Genomic DNA, 22455 nt, shown 5'->3' with positions numbered 1-22455 from the left:
CGGGTGAGCGGGGCGGCTCGTCCGGTGTTGGAGGAGTCATGCGTGCCCGCGTATTCGTGCTGTCCTTGGTCCTGTTGCTGGTGAGCAGCGGGGTCGCCCAGGCCGGGGTGCCCGGCCAGCCGACCGTCGTGGCCAGCGGTTTCAGTGTCCCGTGGGCGATCTCGTGGTTGCCGGACGGGCAGTCCGCGCTGGTCACCCAGCGCAACGACTTCCACGTGTGGCGGGTGACCCGCTCGGGGCAGCGGACCGACATCGGCGTGGTGCCGGAGAGCCAGGGCACCGGCGGCGAGGGCGGCCTGATGGGGGTCGCCGTGTCACGCACCTGGAACGGCACCAGCGACCAGGCCGTGTACTTCATGCACACGGCGTCCGACGGCAACCGCGTCGCCAGGATGTCCTTCAACGGCTCCGCGCTGAGCGGCTACACCGTGCTGGTCCGCGGCATCCAGAAGAACACCTTCCACAACGGCGGCCGCCTGGCGTTCGGCCCGGACGGCTTCCTGTACGCGACGGCCGGCGACGCGCAGAACACGTCGAACGCCCAGAACACGTCGTCCCTCAACGGAAAGATCCTGCGGTTCACGACCACCGGGCAGCCGGCGCCGGGCAACCCGTTCGGGAACCTGGTGTACAGCTACGGCCACCGCAACCCGCAGGGCCTCGCGTGGGACTCGGCGGGCCGGCTGTGGTCGGCCGAGCTGGGCCAGAACACGTGGGATGAGCTGAACCTGATCGAGCCTGGTAGGAACTACGGCTGGCCGGTGTGCGAGGGCACGTGCACCGACGCGCGGTTCACCAACCCGAAGGCGACCTGGTCGACGGCCCAGGCCTCGCCCAGCGGCCTGGCGATCGTCGGCAGCACGGCGTTCATGGGGGCCCTGCGTGGCCAGCGGCTGTGGCGCATCGAGCTGAGCGGGACGTCGGTCGGCACGATCTCCTCGCACTTCCAGGGCCAGTTCGGCCGCATCCGCGCGGTGGCCGGGATCCCCGGCACGAACGCGATCTGGCTCAGCACGTCCAACGCGGACTCCGTCGGCGGCCAACCGTCCGGCTCGGACCGCATCCTGGCGTCCTCGATCACCGGGTAGCGCCGACGCGCTGACGGAGATGGTTCGCGGCCGGGGGTGCTCGGCCGCGAACGACGCCGTTCCGTGCAACGGCAGCCAGTCCGCCGCGTCGTTTAGGACAACGGCCCGCGCGTGGGGGGCTGGTCGCCGGCCGCGCGCAGTCGGCCCGCCACGTCCTCCGGGAGGACGTCGGTGATGAAGGCGCCCATGCCCGTCTCCGAGCCGGCCAGGTACTTCAGCTTGTCCGCCGACCGCTGGATCGACGACACCTGCAGGTGCAGGTAGGCCTGTTCCCGCAACGGATCCGACACCGGAGCCTGGTGCCACGCCGCCACGTAGGGCAGCGGCATGTCGTAGAGCGCGTCCAGCCTGCGCAGCACGTCCAGGTACAGCTCGGCGAAGTCGTCGCGTTCGGCGTCGGTCAGGGACGGGATGTCCAGCACCCGCCGGTTCGGGTACACGTGCACCTCGACCGGCCACCGGGAGGCTGCCGGGACGAACGCCGTCCAGCACTCGGACGACACGATCACCCGTGCCCCCGACGACCGCTCACCCGCGAGCACGTCGGCGAACAGGTTCTGGCCGGTGCGCTCGAAGTACCGTGCGGCGTTCCCCAGCATCTGGCGGCTCCGCGGCGTCACGAACGGGTACGCGTAGATCTGCCCGTGCGGATGTCCGAGCGTCACCCCGATGGCCTCGCCGCGGTTCTCGAACGGGAAGACCTGTGCCACGCCTGGCAGGGCGCCCAGCGCCTCGGTCCGGTCCGCCCAGGTGTCCACCACCAGCCGGGCGTGTGCCGGCTTCAGCGTCGCGAACGCCGCGTCGTGGTCGCTCGTGAAGCACACCACCTCGCAGCGACCCACGCCCGGACGGGTGTCGACCAGTGGCGGCAGCCCCGGCACCTCGCCGCCGACGGCGTGCATCGACAGTGAGGGGAAGCGGTTCTCGAACACCACCACGTCGTAGTCCGACGACGGGATCTCCGTGTGCCGGGTCGCCGTGGAAGGACACAGTGGACAGTCATTCGTGGCCGGGTGGTAGATCCGGTTCTGCCGGTGTGACGCCATGATGACCCACTCGTCGAGCACGGGGTCATGACGCATCTGCGACGCCGTCGACACCGGGTCGAGCGTGCGGGGGTCGTGCAGCTCGCGCGCGGGCGCCGAGTCGTCGTCGAAGTAGATGATCTCGCGGCCGTCCGCGAGCTGGGACACAGTGCGTTTCACGACGCCCCCTCGCCCGCTACGTGGCGCCGCGACGCCTGATGGTTCGCTCCGCAAGCTCCGCTCACCGGACCGCCTCTACCTTGACCAGCCGTACGTCGTCCACGTGCTCGGCCAGTGCCGCTCTCCCGTCGGCCGGCAGGCCGTCGTCGGAGATCACCACGTCCGCGTCGTCGAGGCGGGCGATGGTCGACAGGCCGACCATGCCCCACTTGGTGTGGTCGGCCAGCACGACGAGCCGCCGCCCGGCCTTGACCAGTGCGCGGTCCGTGTCCGCCTCGAGCAGGTTCGGTGTCGTGTAGCCGGCCGTCTCCGCCATGCCGTGCACGCCGAGGAAGACGATGTCCAGGTGCAGCTGCGCGAGCGCGGACACCGCGATGGGGCCCACCAGTGCGTCGGACGGCGTGCGCACGCCGCCGACCACGACGACGTTCTGGTTCGTGCGCGGTAAGGAGTGCAGCACGTCCGCGATCCGCATCGAGTTCGTCACGATCGTCAGGCCGTCGACCGCACGCAGTGCGTGCGCGAGTGCCCAGGTCGTGGTGCCGGCGGACAGGCCGACCGCGGTGCCGGGGGAGACCAGCTCGACCGCCGCCGCGGCGATCGCCTCCTTCTCCGGTTGCTGGCGCAGGGACTTCGCCTCGAAGCCGGGTTCCTCGGTGCTCGCGGACCGCGCTCGGGTCGCGCCGCCGTGCACCTTGTCGACCAGCCCCTGATGTGCGAGTGCGTCCAGGTCCCGCCGAATCGTCATGTCGGAGACGCCCAGCATCTGCGCGAACTCGATGACCCGCACGGCTCCCCGCCGGTGAATCTCCTCCACGATCCGGGCTTGCCTCTCCGCTGCCAGCATCGCCTCTCCAAACCGGTAGGGCACCCCCGAGTCGGAGCCAATCATAAACCGACTCATTCGAACAGTCCCACACGTCAGCATCGTGCACTTCGCATGTCATGGCGCGTACCGGTCATCTGGCGAACCAATCTTCGCCTGCCCGCGAAGAGCGCGCCTGTTGATCCGATGTTTCGTGGGGAATTTGCGACAGCATGGTGCCACATAGCCTGCGCACAGGGGAAGTGGCACTCAGAGATCAGATGTTTACGGAGAGTTATCCACGTGACAAGAAGATGACCTGGGTATGTCACGAAAGTACCACGGCCTCTTGACAGGCCTGCCCATGGGCGGCCAGGGTTTCGATTCTGTCAGGTCCCGTTCACAAGTGTTGAGTTACTCGCCGGTCTCTTGAGGAGGCGCACAATGATGAGCCCTCGTTCGTTCGGTGCTGGCGGCGTCCCCGCCATCGGGCGGCGCACCTTGTTGAAGGGGATGATGGGCGCCGGCGCGCTCGCGGGCCTTGCCGCCTGCGGCGACGGCGGCGGTAGTGGTGGAGGCGGTGGCGGTGAGATCACCCTCGGCTCCAACTGGTCGGACGACGTGCCCAAGAAGGCCATCGCCGAGGTGATGTCGGGGTTCTCCGGCGGCAAGGTCAAGATCAACACGATCGACCACAACTCGTTCCAGGAGAACATCAACAACTACCTGCAGGGCGGCCCGGACGACGTGTTCGGCTGGTTCGCCGGCTACCGCATGCAGTTCTTCGCCGAGAAGGGCCTCGTCGGCGACGTCAGCGACGTGTGGTCGACCATCGGCAGCGGCTTCTCCGACGCGCTCAAGCAGCAGTCCACCGGCAAGGACGGCAAGCAGTACTTCGTGCCGCTGTACTACTACCCGTGGGCGATCTTCTACCGGAAGAGCGTGTGGCAGGAGAAGGGCTACACCCCGCCGAAGACGCTCGACGAGCTCAAGACGCTCGGCGCGAAGATGCAGTCCGACGGCCTCGTCCCGATCGCGTTCGGCGACTCGGACGGCTGGCCGGCCATGGGCACGTTCGACTACCTGAACCTGCGCATCAACGGCTACGACTTCCACAAGTCGCTGATGGCCGGCGAGAAGGCCTGGAACTCCAAGGAAGTCAAGACGGTCTTCGACACCTGGCGCGGCATCCTCCCGCTCCACCAGCCGGACTCGCTCGGCCGGACCTGGCAGGAGGCGGCGCAGTCGGTGCTGAACAAGCAGTCCGGGATGTACACGCTCGGCCTGTTCGTCGGCCAGCAGTTCCCCGAGGGCGCCGACCGTGACGACCTGGACTTCTTCCCGTTCCCGGAGGTCGACTCCGCGGTGGGCACCGACGCGGTCGAGGCGCCCATCGACGGCTTCATGATGTCCTCGCGGCCCCGCAACTCCGACGGTGCCAAGAACCTGCTCAAGTACCTCGGCACGGCGAAGGCGGAGGACACCTACCTCAAGTCCGACCCGAACAACGTCGGCACCCACAACGACTCCGACACCAGCGGGTACACGGCACTGCAGAAGAAGGCCGCGCAGCTCGTGAGCGGCGCCAAGTCGATCTCGCAGTTCCTCGACCGCGACACCCGTCCCGACTTCGCCTCCACCGTGATGATCCCGTCGCTGCAGGAGTTCATCAAGAACCCCAACGACATCGACTCCCTGCTCAACAACATCGAGAAGCAGAAGAGCTCGATCTTCGGTGGCTGACGTGATGACCCGACCGGGGCCCGCGGCGACGACACGCCGTCGCGGGCTCCGGTCGTCCCATCCCCGCACCCTGACGACGATGGACAAGCTGATCGTCGTGCTGATGGTGGCCATCCCGGCCATCATCGTCATCGCTTTGGTCTGGGTGCCCGCGGTCTCGACCGTCGTCCTGTCCTTCACGGACTGGAACGGCATCGGCAACCTGGGCGACATCAAGTTCATCGGCCTCGAGAACTACGACAACGTCGTCAACAACTACCCGCCGTTCCCGCCGGCGATCCAGCACAACCTCATCTGGCTCGTGGTGTTCTTCCTCGGCCCGACGCTGCTCGGCATCTTCTTCGCCGCCCTGCTGGACAAGGAGATCCGCGGCTCGCGGATCTACCAGAGCATCTTCTTCCTGCCGGTGGTCCTGTCGCTGGCGCTGATCGGCTTCATATGGCAGCTGATCTACTCGCGTGACCAGGGCCTGCTGAACGAGCTGTTCGGCACACACGTCGACTGGTACGGCGATCCGAGCATCAACCTGTGGGCGGTGCTCGTCGCGGCGGGCTGGCGGCACACCGGGTACATCATGCTGCTGTACCTGGCGGGCCTGAAGGCCGTCGACCCCGCGCTGCGCGAGGCCGCCTCGGTCGACGGCGCCGGCGAGGTGCGCACGTTCTTCCAGGTGATCTGGCCGGTGATGCGACCGGTGAACATCGTGATCCTGGTGATCACGGTGATCGAGTCGCTGCGTGCGTTCGACATCGTCTGGGTGATCAACAAGGGCAGGAACGGGCTCGAGCTGATCTCCACCCTGGTGACGCAGAACGTGATCGGTGAGGCGAGCCGGGTCGGCTTCGGGTCGGCGCTCGCCACCATCATGATCGCGATCTCGACAGTGTTCATCGTGATCTACATGATCCAGGTCGTGCGGGAGCGGCGATGACGGCGGCGGTGGTTGGACGCAAGCGGCGCCCGGCGCGGGTCGTCCTGCAGGTGTTCCTGATGGTGATGGCGTTCGGGTGGCTGTTCCCGGTGCTGTGGGCCGTCTACAACTCGCTGCGGGACTACGACTTCACGTCCACGCACGGGTACTTCTCCTTCGGCGGCTTCACGCTGAAGAACTACGTCAACGCGTGGGCGCAGGGCAACTTCGGCCAGACGTTCTACAACTCGGCGATCATCACCATCCCGTCGGTGGTGCTGACGCTGCTGCTCGCGTCGTCGGCCGCGTTCGTGCTGGCGCGCTTCAGCTTCAGGTTCAACCTGGTCATGCTGGTGCTGTTCACCGCGGCGAACCTGCTGCCGCAGCAGGCGTTGCTGGTGCCGCTGTTCCGGATGTTCCTCAACGTCGAGCTGCCGTACTCGGTCAGCGACTCCGGCTCACTCTACGACACCTACGTCGCGGTGATCGCGGTGAACGTGGCGTTCCAGACCGGCTTCTGCACGTTCGTGCTCAGCAACTACATGCGCACGATCCCGAAGGAGCTGCAGGAGGCCGCGTTCGTCGACGGCGCCGGCGTGTTCCGGCAGTTCTGGCAGGTCGTGCTGCCGCTGTGCCGGCCGGCGCTGGCCGCGCTCGCGACGCTGCAGATCACCTGGGTGTACAACGACTTCTTCTGGGCGGTCGCGTTCATGCGGTCCGGAGACAAGTTCCCGGTGACCAGCTCGCTGCAGAACCTCAAGGGCCAGTTCTTCACCGACTACAACCTGCTGTCCGCGGGCTCGGTGATCGTGGCGATCCCGACGCTCGTCATCTTCTTCGTGCTGCAACGTCATCTGCGAGCGGGCCTGACACTGGGAGCCACGAAGGGATGACCGGAGCCGCCGGAGCGAAGGACGTCATGATCGTTCATCTGCGTGCGGAGACCGTCAGCCTGGTCATCGACGCACGCGAGCTGCCCACCGTCGTCCACTGGGGTGCGCCGCTCGGTGACCTGTCCGAGGAGGACCTGGTCACCCTGGCGGACGGCGCGGTCTCGCCGCTCGCCATGAACGCGCCGGACGTTCCGGTGCCGATCGCGCTGCTGCCGTCGGCCCGGCAGGGCTATCCCGGCCGCCCCGGGCTTCGTGGGCATCGCGCGGGCGTGGACTGGCTGCCCTCGCTGACGCTGACGTCGGTGCGGCAGGCCGGGACGACGGTCGTCTTCGAGTACGACGGCACCGTGGGCGTGGTGTCCACTGTGGAGCTGGCCGACTCCGGCGTGCTGCGGGTGCGGCACGCGGTCACCAACGGCGGCACCGAGCCGTACACCGTGGACGGTGTGGAGGCGGCGCTGCCCGTGCCCCCGCAGGCGACCGAGCTGCTGGACTTCACCGGCCGCTGGGTTCGTGAGAAGCACCCGCAGCGCCGGGCGTTCGACCTGGGTTCGTGGGTGCGGGAAGGGCGGCACGGCCGCACCGGCCATGACGCCACGCCCGCCCTGCTCGCCGGCACCACCGGGTTCGGCTTCCGCACCGGCGAGGTGTGGGCCGTGCACGTGGCGTGGAGCGGAAACCACGTGACGTACGCGGAACGCGTGCACGAGGGCCGGGGTGTGCTCGGCGGTGGCGAGCTGCTGACCGGCGGCGAGGTGATCCTGGCGCCGGGGGAGAGCTACGAGTCGCCCTGGCTGTACGCGGTCTACTCGTCCACCGGCATCGACGGCGTCTCCGCCGCGTTCCACACCTGGATGCGTGCGAGGAAGACGCATCCGGCACGGCCGCGGCCCGTGGTGCTGAACACCTGGGAGGCCGTGTACTTCGACCATGACCTGAACCGCCTGCGGGGCCTGGCCGACGTGGCCGCACGCATCGGTGTGGAACGGTTCGTCCTGGACGACGGCTGGTTCCGGCACCGCAGGGACGACCACGCGGGTCTCGGCGACTGGTACGTGGACGAAGGCGTGTGGCCCGCCGGCCTGACCCCGTTGACCAAGCACGTCACCAGCCTGGGCATGGAGTTCGGCATCTGGGTCGAGCCCGAGATGGTCAACCCGGACTCGGACCTCTTCCGCGCGCACCCGGACTGGGTGCTCGCGCCGGGCGACGGCACACTGCCGCCGCCGTCGCGTCACCAGCAGGTGCTCGACCTCGCGAACCCCGACGCCTTCGCGTACATCCTCGACCGGCTCGACGAGTTGTTGCGGGACAACGACATCGCGTTCCTGAAGTGGGACCACAACCGCGATCTGATCGCGGCCGGCCACGGCAGCGGTCCCGGCGTGCACGCGCAAACCCTTGCGGTGTACCGGTTGTTCGACGAGCTGCGTGCCCGGCACCCGGCCGTCGAGATCGAGAGCTGCTCGAGCGGCGGCGCGCGGACGGACCTGGAGATCCTCGCCCGCACCGACCGGGTCTGGGCGAGCGACTGCAACGACGCGTTGGAGCGCCAGACGATCCAGCGCTGGACGGCGTTGCTGCTGCCGCTGGAGCTGATCGGCGCGCACGTGGGCCCACCGCGGTCACACACGACGCACCGCACGCAGGACCTGCCGTTCCGCGTGGCCACCGCCCTGTTCGGGCACTTCGGCATCGAGTGGGACATCGCGTCCGCGCCGGCCGAGGACCAGGCCGCGCTGGCGGAGGCGGTCGCCTTCTACAAGGAGGTCCGGCCGCTGCTGCACAAGGGGACGCTGGTGCGGGGCGACCACCAGGACCCGTCGGCCGCGGTGACCGGGGTGGTCGATGCGGACGGCGGGCTCTTCAGCTACGTCCAGCTCACCTCCGGTGCCCGCACGGTGCCCGCGCCGGTGCGCCTGCCCGGCCTCGACCCGGACCGCCGGTACGAGGTCGAACCGGTCTTCCCCGGCGGGCGGCCCGTGACCCAGCAGCGCAACCCGGTGAACGAGGAGAAGCAGATACTGACGGGCCGTGCTCTCGCCGAGGTGGGGATCCGGACGCCGGTCCTCATGCCGGAACAGGCCTGGTTGGTCAGGGTGCGAGGAATCTGAACTACCACGCGATGTTCACCCGTCCGTGCCGGGTACGGGTGAACTCGCGACCATGTGCCGCAATAGGATCCGGTTGTGCGGAGTGACGATGTCATCGCGGATCGTTACCGGCTCGTCGAGGTCATCGGCGCCGGTGGCCTGGGGATCGTGTGGCTGGCCGACGACCTGCGTGGCAACCGTTCGGTCGCGCTGAAGCGTCCCGGCACCGCGTACGCCGGCCTCCGCGCCGACCTCGAACGCGAGGCGGAGGCCGCCAGGAAGGTCGTGCACCCGAACGCCGTCAAGGTGTTCGACGTCGTCGGTGACGGCGACGACTGCTGGCTCGTCATGGAGTACTTCCGGTCCACGAGCCTTGGCGCCAGGGGAATCCTGCCGCCGCAGAAGGTGGCCGCGATCGGGGCGCAGGTCGCGGCCGCGCTCGCGGCCGCGCACGCGGTGGACGTCGTGCACGGCGATGTCGCACCCGGCAACATCCTCGTCGCGGAGAACGGCACCGCGAAGGTCACGGACCTCGGCATCTCCGCGTGGCGGCCGGCGACGGTCACCGGCGCCGGCGAGGTCGCCGGCACCGTCGCCTACATCGCGCCCGAGGTGGCGGACGGCGGCCGCGCCACGGCGGCGTCCGACGTGTTCTCCCTCGGCGCGAGCCTGTTCGCCGCCGTCGAGGGCGAACCTCCTTTCGGGAAAGGCGATCCGGACGCGTGCCTGCGCCGGCTCCAGTCCGGGCGCGCGGAGATCCCCGTCCGGTCGGGTGCGCTGCGCCCCGTGCTCGACGCGTTGCTGCAACGGGACCAGGCCGCGCGCCCGACCGCCGCGCAGGCCAGGGAACTGCTCGACAGGGTCGCGTCGGGACAGAGCGTGCCGGCGTGGCCCGGGGTGCGGAAGCGCCCGCGGGCCATGGTGGTCGCCGGGGTGGCGGTCGCCGTGGCCGCGATGCTGGTGCTCATGCTGACCCGCCCGTGGGAGAGCGGGGCAGGCGGCCCGGCCCGGACCGTGCTGGGCGACCCGCGCACCGCGAATCCCTGCGCCCTGGCCGACACCGGCGTGCTGTCCCGGTTCGGCGAGGCCACGCTGGACCCCAACCGCGGCGAGTTCAACCGGTGCGACGTGCTGATCGCGGTGGCCGGCGACGACGAGATCGACGTGGAGTTCCGGTTCGGCGTCGCGAAGTCCGGGCCGCCCGCGAGCAGCACGCCGAGTGTCGTGCGGCACGAGCCGGAGCGGGACCGCGCAGCGTGCGACATCGCGCTGAGCCTGGCCGACCAGCACGAATTGGTCGTCACCGCGAAGTCCGACGACGACGTGGCCGCAGACTTCTGCCAGGTGGCGGACGTGGCGGCGGACCACGTGGAGAGCGTGCTGCGGGAGAACGGCCGGATCCCGCGCCGGCCGGCGGAGGACCCCCGGTCCCTGGTGAACGTCGACGCGTGCGGCCTGCTCACCGGGGTGTCCGCCAGCACACCGCCGGTGCCCGGGTTTGGGAAGTGGCGGTGCCGCTGGCCGTCCCCCGACGGTTCGCTGCAGGTGATCTTCGACCGCGACGACGTGGACAGTGCCAGAGAGGGAAGCCACCAGACGATGTCCGGCCGGGACGTGTACGTCGCCCCGGCGGGCTACGGCGAGTTCACGTGCGCGGCCAGGATCTTCCACCTGCGCTACCAGGACGAGTACGGCGCGTCGAAGGTGGAGCTGGCCCTCGTGGTGGCCGAGGGCGGCGCGCCGATGGGGAGCCTGTGCCAGCTGGTCACCAGGCTGGCCGGGCCCGTAGCGGCGCGGCTGCCGTCACTCGGCGGGTGATAATGACGCGGTGGGCGCGAAGATCAGGAGCTACCAGCCGGGCGAGGAGCGGGCGCTGTACGACATCTGCCTGCTGACGGGTGACAGCGGGGAGGACGCGAGCGGCCTGTACCAGGACCCGCTGCTGGTGGGCGAGGTGTACGTGGGGCCGTACCTGCGGTTCGCGCCGGCGCACGCGTGGGTGGGGGTGGACGCCGCCGGTGTCGCGGGCTACGTGCTGGGCGTCCCGGACACTCCCGCGTTCGAGACGTGGTGTGAACAGGCGTGGTGGCCGGCACTGCGTGCGCGGTACCCGCAGTCGAGCTTCCGCGCCGGCTCCCCGGACGACCGGATCGTGCGGCTGATCCATGGTCCCCCGACGGCGAGCCCGGACGTGGTCGAGCGATACCCGGCACACCTCCACATCGACCTGCTCCCCCGAATCCAGGGCCAGGGCGTCGGCCGCGGCCTGATGACGACCCTGCTGGCCGGTCTCGCGGCGGCCGGCGCCCCGGGTGTCCATCTGGGCGTGAGCAAGGCCAACCAGCGCGCGATCGGCTTCTACCGCCGAATGGGCTTCACCGACGTCCACACCTACACCGACTCGCTCGTGATGGCCCGCGTTCTCTAGCCACTCGCACGCCATAGAGGGCTCAGACATCTGATGTAAGCGCATACGTGCCAACTCGGGCAACGCTATGATCACGCTTACGTCGGATGTGTGTCGCCGGCGGAACGCAATAGGGTTACCTACGAGGCACTGCCGCGGCGGTGCCGACCCGGAAAGGACGACTTTCTTGCGGTTCATGCGAGTGGGCGCCCCAGGCGCCGAGCGGCCGGTCGTGCTCGACGACCAGGGCGGCGCGTACAGCCTGTCCGGCCTGACCAGCGACATCGACGGGGCCTTCCTGGCCGGTGGCGGCATCGCCGACGTCCGGGAGGCGCTGGCCGGGGGCGCCCTGCCCGCCGAGAACATCGACGGCGAGCGGATCGGGCCGCCGATCGCCCGGCCGCAAGCCGTGGTCTGCGTCGGCATGAACTACGCCGCGCATGCCGCCGAGTCCGGTGCGGCTCCGCCCGAGCGGCCCGTGATCTTCTTCAAACATCCGAACACTGTCGTCGGACCGAACGACGACGTGTTCGTGCCGCGTGGCGCCGAGAAGGTCGACTGGGAGGTCGAGCTCGGGGTGGTGATCGGCAGGCGCGCACGCTACCTGGACTCACCGGAAGAGGCGCTCGACCACGTCGCCGGGTACGTGCTGTCGAACGACGTGTCGGAGCGGGCGCTCCAGCTGGAGCTGTCCGGCGGCCAGTGGTCCAAGGGCAAGTGCTGCGAGACGTTCAACCCGCTGGGCCCGTGGCTGGTGCCGGCCGGCGAGATCGACCCGCAGGCGCTGACCCTGCGCTCGTGGGTCAACGGCGAGGCCCGGCAGGACTCGAGCACCGCGGACATGGTGTTCTCCGTGGCCACGCTGATCCACGACATCAGCCAGTACATGGTGCTGGAGCCGGGTGACCTGCTGAACACCGGCACACCGCAGGGGGTCGCGCTCTCGGGGCGCTTCCCGTACCTGTCGGTCGACGACGTGATGGAGATCGAGATCGACGGGCTCGGGCGGCAGCGCCAGGTGCTCGTCAAGGCCTAAGAGGACAGAGTGTGGGAACCCGGGTCGCGTTGTTCGCGACGTGTCTGACCGACACGTTCTTCCCGGACACCGCCCGTGCGGTGGTCCGGCTGCTGGAGCGGCTCGGGTGCGAGGTGGACTTCCCACCGGCCCAGACGTGCTGCGGCCAGATGCACTACAACACCGGCTACCGCGCCCACGCCACCAAGCTCGCGAAGCGGCACGCCAGGACGTTCGACGGCTATGACGCGGTCGTCGCACCCTCCGGCTCGTGTGCCGGGATGGTGCGCGAGGTCTACCCCGACCTGCACCGGTCCACGAAGCCGATGGCGAACCGGACCTACGAGCTGTCCGAGTTCCTCGTCGACGTGCTCGGCGTCGCCGACGTCGGCGCGTACTTCCCGCACCGGGTCACCTACCACCCGACCTGCCACTCGCTGCGCATGCTCGGCGTCGGTGACAAGCCGCTGCGGCTGCTGCGCCACGTCAGGGGCCTTGACCTGGTCGAGCTGGCGGCCGCCGACTCGTGCTGTGGCTTCGGCGGCACGTTCGCGCTCAAGAACGCCGAGACGTCGACCGCGATGCTGGCCGACAAGATGACCCACGTGCTGGAGACCCGCGCGCAGGTCGTGACGGCCGGGGACAACTCGTGCCTCATGCACATCGGCGGCGGGCTGTCGCGGCTGAGGACCGGCGTGCGGGCGCTGCACCTGGCGGAGATCCTGGCGAGCACGGAGGAGGAGCCATGGGCCGCAACCCCGTGACGTGGCTGGGCAGCCCGACCTTCCCGAACGCCGCGAGGGAGGCGCTCGCGGACGTCCAGCTGCGCGGCAACCTCGCCCACGCCACCACGACGATCCGCGACAAGCGGGCCAAGGCCGTGGCGGAACTGCCCGACTGGCAAGGACTTCGGCTCGCCGGCGAGGCGATCAAGGACGACGTGCTGTCCAGGCTGGACGTCTACCTGGAACAGCTGGAGGCGTCGGTCACCGCGCGCGGTGGCATCGTGCACTGGGCCCGGGACGCCGACGAGGCCAACGAGATCGTCCTGCGGATCGCCCGGGAGAAGGGCGCGGACGAGGTCGTCAAGGTGAAGTCCATGGCCACCGCGGAGATCGGGCTCAACGAGGCGCTCGAGGCGGGCGGGGTCCACGCCATCGAGACCGACCTCGCCGAGCTGATCGTGCAGCTCGGCGACGACCGGCCGTCACACATCCTCGTGCCCGCGATCCACCGGAACCGTTCGGAGATCAGGGACATCTTCCGCCGCGCGATGCCCGACGCACCGCCGAACCTGTCCGACCGGCCGCGTGACCTGGCCGAGGCGGCCCGGAAACACCTGCGGCGCAAGTTCCTGTCCGCGAAGGTGGCCGTCTCGGGTGCGAACTTCGCCGTGGCGGACACGGGATCGGTCGTGGTGGTGGAGTCCGAGGGCAACGGGCGCATGTGCCTCACGCTGCCCGAGACGCTGGTCACCGTGATGGGCATCGAGAAGCTCGTGCCGACCTGGTCCGACCTCGAGGTGTTCCTGCAGCTGCTGCCGCGTTCCTCGACCGCGGAGCGGATGAACCCGTACACCTCGGTCTGGACCGGCGTCACGCCGGGCGACGGTCCGCGCGAGTTCCACCTGGTGCTGCTGGACAACGGCCGCACGAAGACGCTCGCGGACCGGGTCGGCCGGCAGGCGTTGCGGTGCATCCGCTGCTCGGCCTGCCTCAACGTCTGCCCGGTGTACGAGCGGACCGGCGGCCAGGCGTACGGCTCGGTGTACCCGGGCCCGATCGGCGCGATCCTGACCCCGCAGCTCGGCGCGGGCACCGACGACCCGGAGACGGCCGCACTGCTCAAGTCGCTGCCGTTCGCGTCGTCGCTGTGCGGCGCGTGCTACGAGGTCTGCCCGGTGCGCATCGACATCCCGTCGGTGCTGGTGCACCTGCGTGGCAAGGCGAACGAGAACGCGCACACACCGGAGGCGGTCGCGATGGCCGCGGCGTCGTGGGTGATGGCGTCGCCGGCCAGGTTCCGGCTGGCACAACGGCTTTCGACCGTGCTGCGGCTGGTCGCCCGGCGCGGCCTGGTCAAACGGCTGCCGTGGCCGGGTTCGAGATGGACGGACTCCCGGGACCTGCCCGCGCCCGCGAAGGAGTCGTTCTCGGCATGGTGGCGGAGGACCCGTGTCCGGTGACCCACGCGCGGAGGTCCTCGGCCGGATCAGGAAGGCGTTGGCCGACCGTCCCGGTCCGGTGACCGTGCCGCGGGACTACGACCGGACCCGCGACCTCGGCGATGTGTTGACACTGCTGGAGAAGCAGGTCGCCGACTACCGCGCGGTGGTCCGGCGGGTGCGGGAGCCGGACCTGGCCGCGGAGATCGAGTCGTCGCTGCGGGCCCGCCGGGTGCGGAACATGGTCGCCCCGGCCGACCTGCCGTCGTGGTGGCGGGTCGGCGAGGTGGTGTGGTCACTCGACTCGCCGATGTCGCCGCTGACCAACGCCGCCCTGGACCGGGCGGACGGCGTGCTCACCGGCTGCGCCGTGGCGATCGCCCTGACCGGCACGATCGTCCTCGACGCGGGGCAGGCGCAGGGGCGGCGGGCGCTGACCCTGCTGCCGGACTACCACCTGTGCGTCGTGTGGGCGGACCAGGTGGTTGCCACCGTCCCGGAGGCGTTGGCCCGGCTGACGCCGACACACCCGCTCACGTTCGTCTCCGGCCCGTCCGCGACGAGCGACATCGAGCTGGACCGCGTCGAGGGCGTACACGGACCCCGCAACCTGGAAGTCCTCATCGTCGGCTAATTCGCTTGCCGGCCATGCTTTCCTGAGCACAGTCACGAGAAGCACGGTCACGAGAAGGGGAGTCGCATGCGCGTGTTCATGACCCACCAGTCGGCCACCGTTGCCCACGCAGAGGACATGAACCGCATTGCGCACCCTCAACCTGGGGATTCTCGCCCATGTTGACGCCGGCAAGACGAGCCTGACCGAGCGGCTCCTGCACCACGCCGGCGTCATCGACGAGCTCGGCAGTGTCGACGCCGGTTCCACCCGGACCGACTCCCTCGCGCTGGAGCGGCGGCGCGGGATCACCATCAAGTCCGCGGTGGTGTCGTTCGTGCTGGACGGCGTCCTCGTCAACATCGTCGACACCCCCGGCCATCCCGACTTCATCGCGGAGGTGGAGCGGGTCCTCGGCGTGCTCGACGGTGCCGTCCTGGTCGTCTCGGCGGTCGAGGGCGTCCAGGCGCAGACCCGCGTCCTGATGCGTACGTTGCGCCGCCTGCGCATTCCCACGATCGTCTTCGTCAACAAGATCGACCGGTCGGGCGCCGACCCCGGTCGCGTGCTGCGTGACCTCGACGCGAAGCTGGCGCCGGCGATCCGGCCGGGCGACACCGAGGCGCTGGCCGAGCACGACGACGAGGCGCTGGCCGCGTACCTCGACGGCAGGCCGGCGCCGGGCCGGCTGGTCGCCAGGACCCGGGACTGCACGGTCCATCCCGTCTTCTTCGGCTCGGCCGCGACCGGTGCGGGCATCGCCGAGCTGATGGCCGCCATCACGAGGTTCCTGCCCGCCGCCGAGGCGGCGGACGGCCCGGTGTCCGGGACCGTCTTCAAGGTCGAGCGTGGCGCGGCGGGGGAGAAGATCGCCTACGTGCGGATGTTCGCCGGCACCCTGCGCGTCCGGGACCGCCTGCCCCAGGGGAAGGTCACCGCGCTGAGCGTGTTCGGCGAGGAGGCGGACTCGGTGGGCGCCGGGCGGATCGCCCGGGTCTGGGGCCTCGACGTGCGGATCGGTGACGCCATCGGGGAACCGCGCACCGGGCACCGGCACGCCTTCCCGCCGCCGACGCTGCAGACCGCCGTCGAGCCGGTGGACCCGGCGGACCGGCTCGACCTGCACGCGGCACTGACGCGGCTGGCCGAGCAGGACCCGCTGATCGACCTGCGCCGGCAGGACGGCCTGACGGTGTCCCTGTACGGCGAGGTGCAGAAGGAGGTCATCGAGGCCACGCTGCGGGAGGAGTACGGCATCGCGGTGACGTTCCGCGACACCACGACGATCCTCGTCGAACGGCCGGCCGGCACGGGCGCCGCCGTCCGGTTGCGGGAGTCCGCGCCGTACCCCGCGACGGTCGGCCTGCGGGTGGCGCCGGGACCGCCCGGCGTGCACTTCCGGCTGGCGGTCGAGCTGGGTTCGCTGCCGCGGTCGTTCTTCACGGCGGTGGAGGAGACCGTGCGGGCCGAGCTGCGGGGCGGCCGCCGCTGGGAGGTGACCGACTGCGTGGTCACCATGACCCACTCCGGCTACTTCTCCCCGGTGACGACCGCGGGTCACTTCCGCGACCTGACCCGCCTGGTGCTCCGCGAGGCACTGGCCGAGGCGGGGTTGCGGGTGCACGAGCCCGTCCTCCGGTTCCGGCTGGAGGTCCCGGAGGACGTGGTCGGCACGGCGCTGCCCGCGCTGACCCGGCTACGCGCGGTCCCGCACACCACCACCACGGCCGGCGCCACCTGTGTGGTGGAGGGTGACATCCCGGCGGCCACCGTGCACGACCTCGAACGCCGCCTCCCGTCCCTCACCAGGGGCGAGGGGGTGCTGGAGAGCGCGTTCGACCACTACCAGGCGGTCACGCCGAGAAGCTGACGACCTTGTCGGCGGTGATGCGGACGATCACCCGCTTCACCTCGGGCGGCTCGGGCGACGGGTCCTCGCCGGCGTACTTGTGGGAGAGCCGGAAGGACAGCGACCGCTCCGGATCGTCGATCACCTCGGCCGTGCCGCGGATCTCGACCGTCTGGTACGGGTTAGTGGCGTTGATGACGGTCAGGCTCACGCGCGGGTCCCGGCGCAGGTTGCGTGTCTTCTTCCGGTCCGCCCTGGCCGAGAAGACCACCGCGTCGCCGTCGAGCCCCACCCAGATGACCGAGGTCTGCGGCGACCCGTCCGGGTTGAGCGTGGCGACCACCCCGAAGTTCTTCCCGTCGACCAGCTGTCTCGTGTTGTCGTCAAGCGTCATGTCCCTGATGATCGACCCGCGGCGAAATACGCGGTAGGTGCACCTTTCGTGATCGGATCATTCTGGCCACAGGCTGGGACAACCTCTGGATTCCACGATCCTCTTCGGGTATACATCGGATGTCTGTTCGAACTTGAGGGTAAGGGGACTGCGGCTGATGGCGCGCATCACCGGCATGGATGTGCTCGACATCCGCTTCCCCACGTCCCGTGAGCTCGACGGTTCCGACGCGATGAACCCGGACCCCGACTACTCCGCCGCCTACGTCGTCCTGCGCACCGACGAGGGGCCGGACGGTTACGGCCTCGCCTTCACCATCGGCCGCGGCAACGACGTCCAGGCGGCGGCCATCCAGGCGTTGCGCCCGATGGTCGTCGGGCGGAAGGCGCCGGAGACCGCCGCCGAGCTGGCCGCGCTCGACTTCGACCTCGTCGGCGACTCGCAGCTGCGCTGGCTCGGTCCGGAGAAGGGCGTCGCGCACATGGCGATCGGCGCGGTCGTCAACGCCGCGTGGGACCTCGCCGCCCGGCGGGCCGACCGTCCACTGTGGCGGTTCCTGGCCGGGCTGACGCCCGAGGAGCTGGTCGCGCAGGTCGACTTCCGCTACCTGTCCGACGCGCTCACCGAGCAGGAGGCCCTCGAGATCCTGCGCAGGCGGGGGCGGGCCGAGCGGATCGCGGAGCTGGAGGCGGACGGCTACCCCGCGTACAGCACCGGCCCGGGCTGGCTCGGCTACGCCGACGAGAAGATGGTCCGGCTGGCCAAGCAGGCCGTCGCCGACGGGTTCCGGATGCTGAAGCTCAAGGTCGGCGGCGACCTCGACGACGACATCCGGCGCATGCGGCTCGCCAGGGAGGCCGTCGGGCCCGACATCAGGATCGCCGTCGACGCCAACCAGCGCTGGGACGTCGAGCCGGCGATCAAGTGGATGCAGGCACTCGCCCGCTTCGACCCGTACTGGATCGAGGAGCCGACCTCGCCGGACGACGTCCTCGCGCACCGCGCCATCGCCGAGGCCATCGCGCCGATCCGGGTGGCGACCGGCGAGCACGTGCAGAACCGGGTGATGTTCAAGCAGTACCTGCAGGCGGGTGCGCTGTCGGTGCTGCAGCTCGACGCCGCGCGGGTCGGCGGGGTCAACGAGAACATCGCGATCCTGTTGCTGGCCGCCAAGTTCGGCGTGCCGGTGTGCCCGCACGCGGGCGGCGTCGGACTGTGCGAGATGGTCCGGCACCTGGCGATGTTCGACTACGTGGCGGTCTCCGGCACCCAGGAGGACCGCGCCATCGAGTGGGTGGACCAACTGCACGAGCACTTCACCGATCCCGCCGTCGTGCGTGGCGGACGCTACCTCGCGCCCACGGCCCCGGGCTTCTCCGCGCGGATCCGCGACGAGGCGATCGCCCGGTACACCTTCCCCGACGGTCCGGAGTGGAGGGACGCCACATGACCGACTTCGCCGGGCTCACCGCGGTTGTCACCGGCGGTGCCTCGGGTATCGGCGCCGCCGCGGCGGCCATCCTGGCCGACCGCGGGGCCGACGTCGCGGTGCTCGACCTCGACCCGGCCGGCGCCGAGCGCGGCTTCCGTTGCGACGTCTCGGACGACGGCGAGGTCAGGGCCGCGATCGAGGCCGTGGCGGCACAGTTGGGCGGCATCGACGTGCTGGTCAACAACGCCGGCATCGGCGCGGCCGGCGACGTGGCCGCCAACGACGACGCCGAGTGGCACCGCGTGCTGGACGTGAACGTGCTCGGCATGGTCCGGACCACCCGGGCCGCGCTGCCGTACCTGCGGCGCTCCAGCACGGCGGCCGTCGTCAACACCTGCTCGGTCGCCGCATGGGCGGGCCTGCCGAACCGGGCGCTGTACTCGGCGAGCAAGGGCGCGATCCTCGCGCTCACGCTCGCCATGGCCACCGACCACCTCGACGACGGCATCAGGGTCAACTGCGTGTGCCCGGGCACCGCGGACACCCCGTGGGTCGGCCGGCTGCTGGACGCCGCCGACGACCCGGCCGCCGAACGCGCGGCGTTGCGGGCGCGGCAGCCCATGGGCCGGCTGGTGACCGCGGCCGAGGTCGGTCACGCGATCGCCTACCTGGCAAGCCCTCTGTCCGGATCGACCACCGGGACCGCGCTCGCGGTCGACGGCGGGATGTACGGCCTGCGGCCCCGGCCGCGTGCCTAGCGAGACTCTCTTCCCCACCTGAGCATCAAGGAGGATGCGATGCGCAAGACCATCGGCGTGGTGGCGGCGGTCACCGCGTTAGCCGTCGGGATGGGCGGCTGTGGGTCCACGAAGGACACCGGTGGTGACGGCAGTGGCGGCGGGAGTGGCAGGGTCGGCGCGACCGTGCCGCTGCTGACCTCGCCGTTCTGGCAGGCGTACAACAACTACGTCCCGCGGATGGCGAAGGACGCCGGGCTCGACGTCCTGCCGACCGTCAACGCGGACAACAACACCCAGAAGCAGATCACCGACATCAACAACCTGCTCAACCAGGGCGTCAAGGGCCTCGTGGTGACCCCGCTCGACTCCGCGGCGATCGTCGCCGGTCTCAACCAGGCCGAGCGCAAGGGTGTGCCGGTCGTGTCGGTCGACGTCCGGCCGGAGTCCGGCAAGGTCGCGATGGTGGTGCGTGCCGACAACAAGGCCTACGGCACCAAGGCATGCGACGTCATCGGCGAGAAGGTCAAGCAGGGCAAGGTCATCCAGATCATGGGCGACCTGTCGTCGATCAACGGCCGGGACCGCTCCGAGGCCTTCCGCGACTGTATGAAGTCGAAGTACCCCGGTGTCGCCGTGCTGGAGATCCCGGCGGAGTGGAAGGCCGAGAAGGCGGCGTCCGGCCTGGAGGGCCTGCTGACGGGCAACCCGGACGTCAAGGGCATCTACATGCAGGCGGGCGGTGTCTACCTGGCGCCGACGCTACAGGCGTTGGAACGCAAGAACCTCAAGTTCCCGGTCGGCGACCCGAAGCACATCGTGCTGGTGTCCAACGACGGCATCCCGCAGGAGCTCGACGCGATCCGGAAGGGCGAGCTGGACGCGACCGTGTCGCAGCCGGCCGACTCCTACGCCGAGTACGGCATGTACTGGATGAAGAAGGCGATGGCGGGCGAGAAGTTCAAGGCGGGCCCGACCGACCACGACTCGACCGTCGTCGAGGCGTCGCCGGGGATCCTCGAGGACCAGCTGCCGGCGCCGATCGTCACGAAGGACAACGTGGACGACAAGGCCCTGTGGGGCAACACGCTGTGAGCCCGGTTGTCGAGGCACTCGGGGTCGGCAGGCGTTACGGGCCGACCGTGGCGCTCGCCGACGTCAGCCTCACCGTGTCCGCCGGCGAGTCACACGCGCTCGTCGGCCGCAACGGGGCGGGCAAGTCGACGCTGGTGTCCATTCTCACCGGACTGTCCAAACCGGACACCGGGGTGGTCACGTTCGACGGCGCGCCGGCGCCCGCGCTCGGCGACCGGGAGGCGTGGCGCGCCAGGGTCGCCTGCGTGTACCAGCACTCGACGGTCATCCCGCACCTGACGGTCGCGGAGAACCTGTTCGTCAACCGGCAGCCGACGAGACGCGGCGTCATCTCGTGGTCCCGCCTGCGCCGGGAGTCCCGTGAGCTGCTGGACTCGTGGCGGGTGGCGGTCGACGTGGACCTGCCGGCGGGTGAGCTGTCCGTCGAGGACCGCCAGCTCGTCGAGATCGCGCGGGCCTTGTCCTACGGCGCGCGGTTCATCGTGCTCGACGAGCCGACCGCGCAGCTGGACTCGGACGCGATCGGCCGGCTGTTCACCCGGATGCGTGAGCTGCAGGACGCGGGCGTCACGTTCCTGTTCATCTCCCACCACCTGCAGGAGGTGTACGAGGTCTGCCAGGCGGTGACGGTGCTGCGGGACGCGCGGCACGTCCTGACCGCACCGGTCTCGGACGTGACGCGTGCGCGGCTGATCGACGCGATGACCGGGGACAGCGGCGGCCTGGCGGTCGTCGACGCGGCCTCCCGGGACCGCGTCGCGGCGGACGCCGAGGACGTGCTGGCGGTCGCGGGCATGTCGGGCGACGGCTTCACGGACGTGTCGTTCACCCTGCGGCGCGGCGAGGTGCTGGGCATCGCGGGCTCGAACGCGAGCGGCAAGCACCAGCTGGCGGAGACCGTCTACGGGCTGCGCACGCCGAGCGCCGGGGCGGTCCTGGCCGGTGGCCGGCCGCTGCCCCGCGGTGACGTGAAGGCCGCGCTGCGGGCCGGTATCGGCTGTGTGCCGAGGGATCGCCACCACCAGGGTCTGGTGCTGGGCATGTCGATCGCGGACAACGCGGCGATGTCCGTCCTGGACCGGCTGGGTTCGGCGGGACTCGCCGCGCCGGGTGCCCGGGCCGCGGTGGGCACGAAGGCGATCGCCGACTACGACATCGTGGCGGCCGGCCCGGAGCAGCCGGCGGACGCGCTGTCCGGCGGCAACCAGCAGAAGGTCGTGCTGGCGCGGGCGCTGGCGAGCGACCCGTCGGTGCTGGTGCTGATCAACCCGACGGCCGGCGTGGACGTGAGGTCCAAGGAGGCGCTGCTCAGCCAGGTCGAGCGGGTACGCGCCGAAGGCAGGGCGGTCCTGATCGTGAGCGACGAGCTCGACGACCTGCGCCCGTGCGACCGGGTGCTGGTCCTGCGCGCCGGCACACTGGTCGCGGAGCACGAGGCCGGCTGGTCGGTGGGCGACCTGGTGGCCGACATGGAAGGGGTCGGAGCAGATGGCTGAGGCGAGCGTGCAGAAGGGATCCTTCGGGACAGTCGGGGAGGCGACGGCGTGACCGAGGTTCTGCCAGGGGAGGCCGCGACGACTCCCACCGCCCCGAGGAAGTCCGCCCGCGTCCCGCGGCTGCGGGAGCTGGCGCTGCTGCCCGCGCTGGTGGTGCTGCTGATCGTCGGCGCGCTCGTCAACGACAGCTTTCTCACCACCGGCAACCTGATCAGCATCCTCGGCGCGTCCGCGGCGCTCGCGCTGGTCGTGCTCGGCGAGTCGCTCGTGCTGATCTCCGGCAAGTTCGACCTGTCGCTCGAGTCCACCGTGGGCATCGCGCCCGCGATGGGCGCCATGCTCGTGATCCCGTCCGGGTTCGGCACCGAGTGGCCCGCGTTCGCCGGGATCGCGGTCATCCTCGTGATCGGCGCGGTCATCGGCGCGGTCGGCACCGGCGTGGTCGCCGTGCTCGTGTTGCGGGCCATGGCCGAGTGGCGGCGCCCGAAGCGCTGACCGTCACCCCTCACGGGACGG

20 protein-coding genes are annotated in these 22455 nt (G+C 70.3%); 17 read left to right on the top strand and 3 right to left on the bottom strand.

The annotated features are described in order from the left end of the window. Positions 1-38: 38 nt before the first annotated feature. Positions 39-1088, top strand: coding sequence for a PQQ-dependent sugar dehydrogenase (locus tag VET29_RS21135; RefSeq protein ID WP_324923107.1), 1050 nt, complete (start codon positions 39-41; stop codon positions 1086-1088). A 92-nt stretch (positions 1089-1180) separates the two neighbouring features. Here VET29_RS21135 and galT read toward each other — a convergent pair whose 3' ends face one another. Together galT and VET29_RS21125 are read right to left on the bottom strand one after the other, a co-directional pair. After that, positions 1181-2293: a galactose-1-phosphate uridylyltransferase gene (galT, locus tag VET29_RS21130; RefSeq protein WP_324923105.1), complete on the bottom strand. Its 1113-nt coding sequence runs from the start codon at positions 2291-2293 to the stop codon at positions 1181-1183. A gap of 61 nt (positions 2294-2354) precedes the next feature. Then, a complete protein-coding gene (locus VET29_RS21125) occupies positions 2355-3140 on the bottom strand; it encodes a DeoR/GlpR family DNA-binding transcription regulator (RefSeq protein WP_324923103.1) in 786 nt (261 codons plus the stop codon). Positions 3141-3542: 402 nt separating this feature from the next. On the opposite strand from VET29_RS21125, the gene VET29_RS21120 reads away from it, so the two are divergent. From VET29_RS21120 to VET29_RS21070, 11 genes are all read left to right on the top strand, one after another. Next, positions 3543-4841: an ABC transporter substrate-binding protein gene (locus VET29_RS21120; RefSeq protein WP_324923101.1), complete on the top strand. Its 1299-nt coding sequence runs from the start codon at positions 3543-3545 to the stop codon at positions 4839-4841. A gap of 79 nt (positions 4842-4920) precedes the next feature. Further along, positions 4921-5772 (top strand): sugar ABC transporter permease, encoded by an 852-nt coding sequence (locus VET29_RS21115; RefSeq protein WP_324923099.1) that lies wholly within the window; start codon positions 4921-4923, stop codon positions 5770-5772. Beyond that, positions 5769-6644: a carbohydrate ABC transporter permease gene (locus VET29_RS21110; RefSeq protein WP_324923097.1), complete on the top strand. Its 876-nt coding sequence runs from the start codon at positions 5769-5771 to the stop codon at positions 6642-6644. Before VET29_RS21115 ends, VET29_RS21110 begins: the two co-directional genes overlap by 4 nt. Beyond that, positions 6641-8758 carry an alpha-galactosidase gene (locus tag VET29_RS21105; protein WP_324923095.1) on the top strand — a complete coding sequence of 706 codons (2118 nt, stop codon included), beginning with the start codon at positions 6641-6643 and terminating at the stop codon, positions 8756-8758. The genes VET29_RS21110 and VET29_RS21105 overlap by 4 nt, the downstream gene beginning before the upstream one ends. Before the next feature lie 75 nt (positions 8759-8833). Further along, on the top strand, positions 8834-10555 hold the full coding sequence (locus VET29_RS21100; protein ID WP_324923093.1) for a serine/threonine-protein kinase: 1722 nt from the start codon (positions 8834-8836) through the stop codon (positions 10553-10555). A gap of 10 nt (positions 10556-10565) precedes the next feature. Further along, complete coding sequence (locus tag VET29_RS21095; RefSeq protein WP_324923091.1) at positions 10566-11165, top strand: GNAT family N-acetyltransferase; 600 nt, start codon at positions 10566-10568, stop codon at positions 11163-11165. Positions 11166-11340: 175 nt separating this feature from the next. Next, positions 11341-12180 carry a fumarylacetoacetate hydrolase family protein gene (locus VET29_RS21090; protein ID WP_414636551.1) on the top strand — a complete coding sequence of 280 codons (840 nt, stop codon included), beginning with the start codon at positions 11341-11343 and terminating at the stop codon, positions 12178-12180. Positions 12181-12191: 11 nt separating this feature from the next. Next, positions 12192-12923 carry a (Fe-S)-binding protein gene (locus tag VET29_RS21085; RefSeq protein WP_324923086.1) on the top strand — a complete coding sequence of 244 codons (732 nt, stop codon included), beginning with the start codon at positions 12192-12194 and terminating at the stop codon, positions 12921-12923. Beyond that, positions 12905-14344: a LutB/LldF family L-lactate oxidation iron-sulfur protein gene (locus VET29_RS21080; RefSeq protein ID WP_324923084.1), complete on the top strand. Its 1440-nt coding sequence runs from the start codon at positions 12905-12907 to the stop codon at positions 14342-14344. The genes VET29_RS21085 and VET29_RS21080 overlap by 19 nt, the downstream gene beginning before the upstream one ends. Next, positions 14334-14957: a LutC/YkgG family protein gene (locus VET29_RS21075; protein ID WP_324923082.1), complete on the top strand. Its 624-nt coding sequence runs from the start codon at positions 14334-14336 to the stop codon at positions 14955-14957. Before VET29_RS21080 ends, VET29_RS21075 begins: the two co-directional genes overlap by 11 nt. A gap of 127 nt (positions 14958-15084) precedes the next feature. After that, the gene (locus VET29_RS21070; protein ID WP_324923081.1) at positions 15085-16806 is read left to right on the top strand and encodes a translation factor GTPase family protein; all 1722 of its coding nucleotides are present in this window, start codon (positions 15085-15087) and stop codon (positions 16804-16806) included. On the opposite strand, the gene VET29_RS21065 is transcribed toward VET29_RS21070, so the two are convergent. Continuing rightward, on the bottom strand, positions 16790-17179 hold the full coding sequence (locus VET29_RS21065) for a PPOX class F420-dependent oxidoreductase (RefSeq protein WP_324923079.1): 390 nt from the start codon (positions 17177-17179) through the stop codon (positions 16790-16792). The genes VET29_RS21070 and VET29_RS21065 overlap by 17 nt on opposite strands. A 157-nt stretch (positions 17180-17336) precedes the next feature. Between VET29_RS21065 and VET29_RS21060 the strand changes: the two genes are divergently transcribed. Genes VET29_RS21060 through VET29_RS21040 form a run of 5 tightly spaced genes read left to right on the top strand, consistent with a single transcriptional unit; the run spans position 17337 to position 22434 of the window. Next, positions 17337-18629: an enolase C-terminal domain-like protein gene (locus VET29_RS21060; RefSeq protein WP_324923078.1), complete on the top strand. Its 1293-nt coding sequence runs from the start codon at positions 17337-17339 to the stop codon at positions 18627-18629. Continuing rightward, on the top strand, positions 18626-19369 hold the full coding sequence (locus VET29_RS21055; RefSeq protein WP_324923076.1) for an SDR family oxidoreductase: 744 nt from the start codon (positions 18626-18628) through the stop codon (positions 19367-19369). Before VET29_RS21060 ends, VET29_RS21055 begins: the two co-directional genes overlap by 4 nt. A 39-nt stretch (positions 19370-19408) precedes the next feature. Then, positions 19409-20443: a sugar ABC transporter substrate-binding protein gene (locus tag VET29_RS21050; RefSeq protein ID WP_324923074.1), complete on the top strand. Its 1035-nt coding sequence runs from the start codon at positions 19409-19411 to the stop codon at positions 20441-20443. Further along, positions 20440-21939 (top strand): sugar ABC transporter ATP-binding protein, encoded by a 1500-nt coding sequence (locus tag VET29_RS21045; RefSeq protein ID WP_324923072.1) that lies wholly within the window; start codon positions 20440-20442, stop codon positions 21937-21939. The genes VET29_RS21050 and VET29_RS21045 overlap by 4 nt, the downstream gene beginning before the upstream one ends. Before the next feature lie 48 nt (positions 21940-21987). Then, on the top strand, positions 21988-22434 hold the full coding sequence (locus VET29_RS21040; RefSeq protein WP_324923070.1) for a hypothetical protein: 447 nt from the start codon (positions 21988-21990) through the stop codon (positions 22432-22434). Positions 22435-22455 lie beyond the last annotated feature (21 nt).

The sequence above is a fragment of the Actinophytocola sp. genome (genome assembly GCF_035634895.1).
GTDB lineage: Bacteria > Actinomycetota > Actinomycetes > Mycobacteriales > Pseudonocardiaceae > Actinophytocola.
Note: the sequence above shows the minus strand (reverse complement) of the source record. Positions and strands in the feature narration are given on the sequence as shown.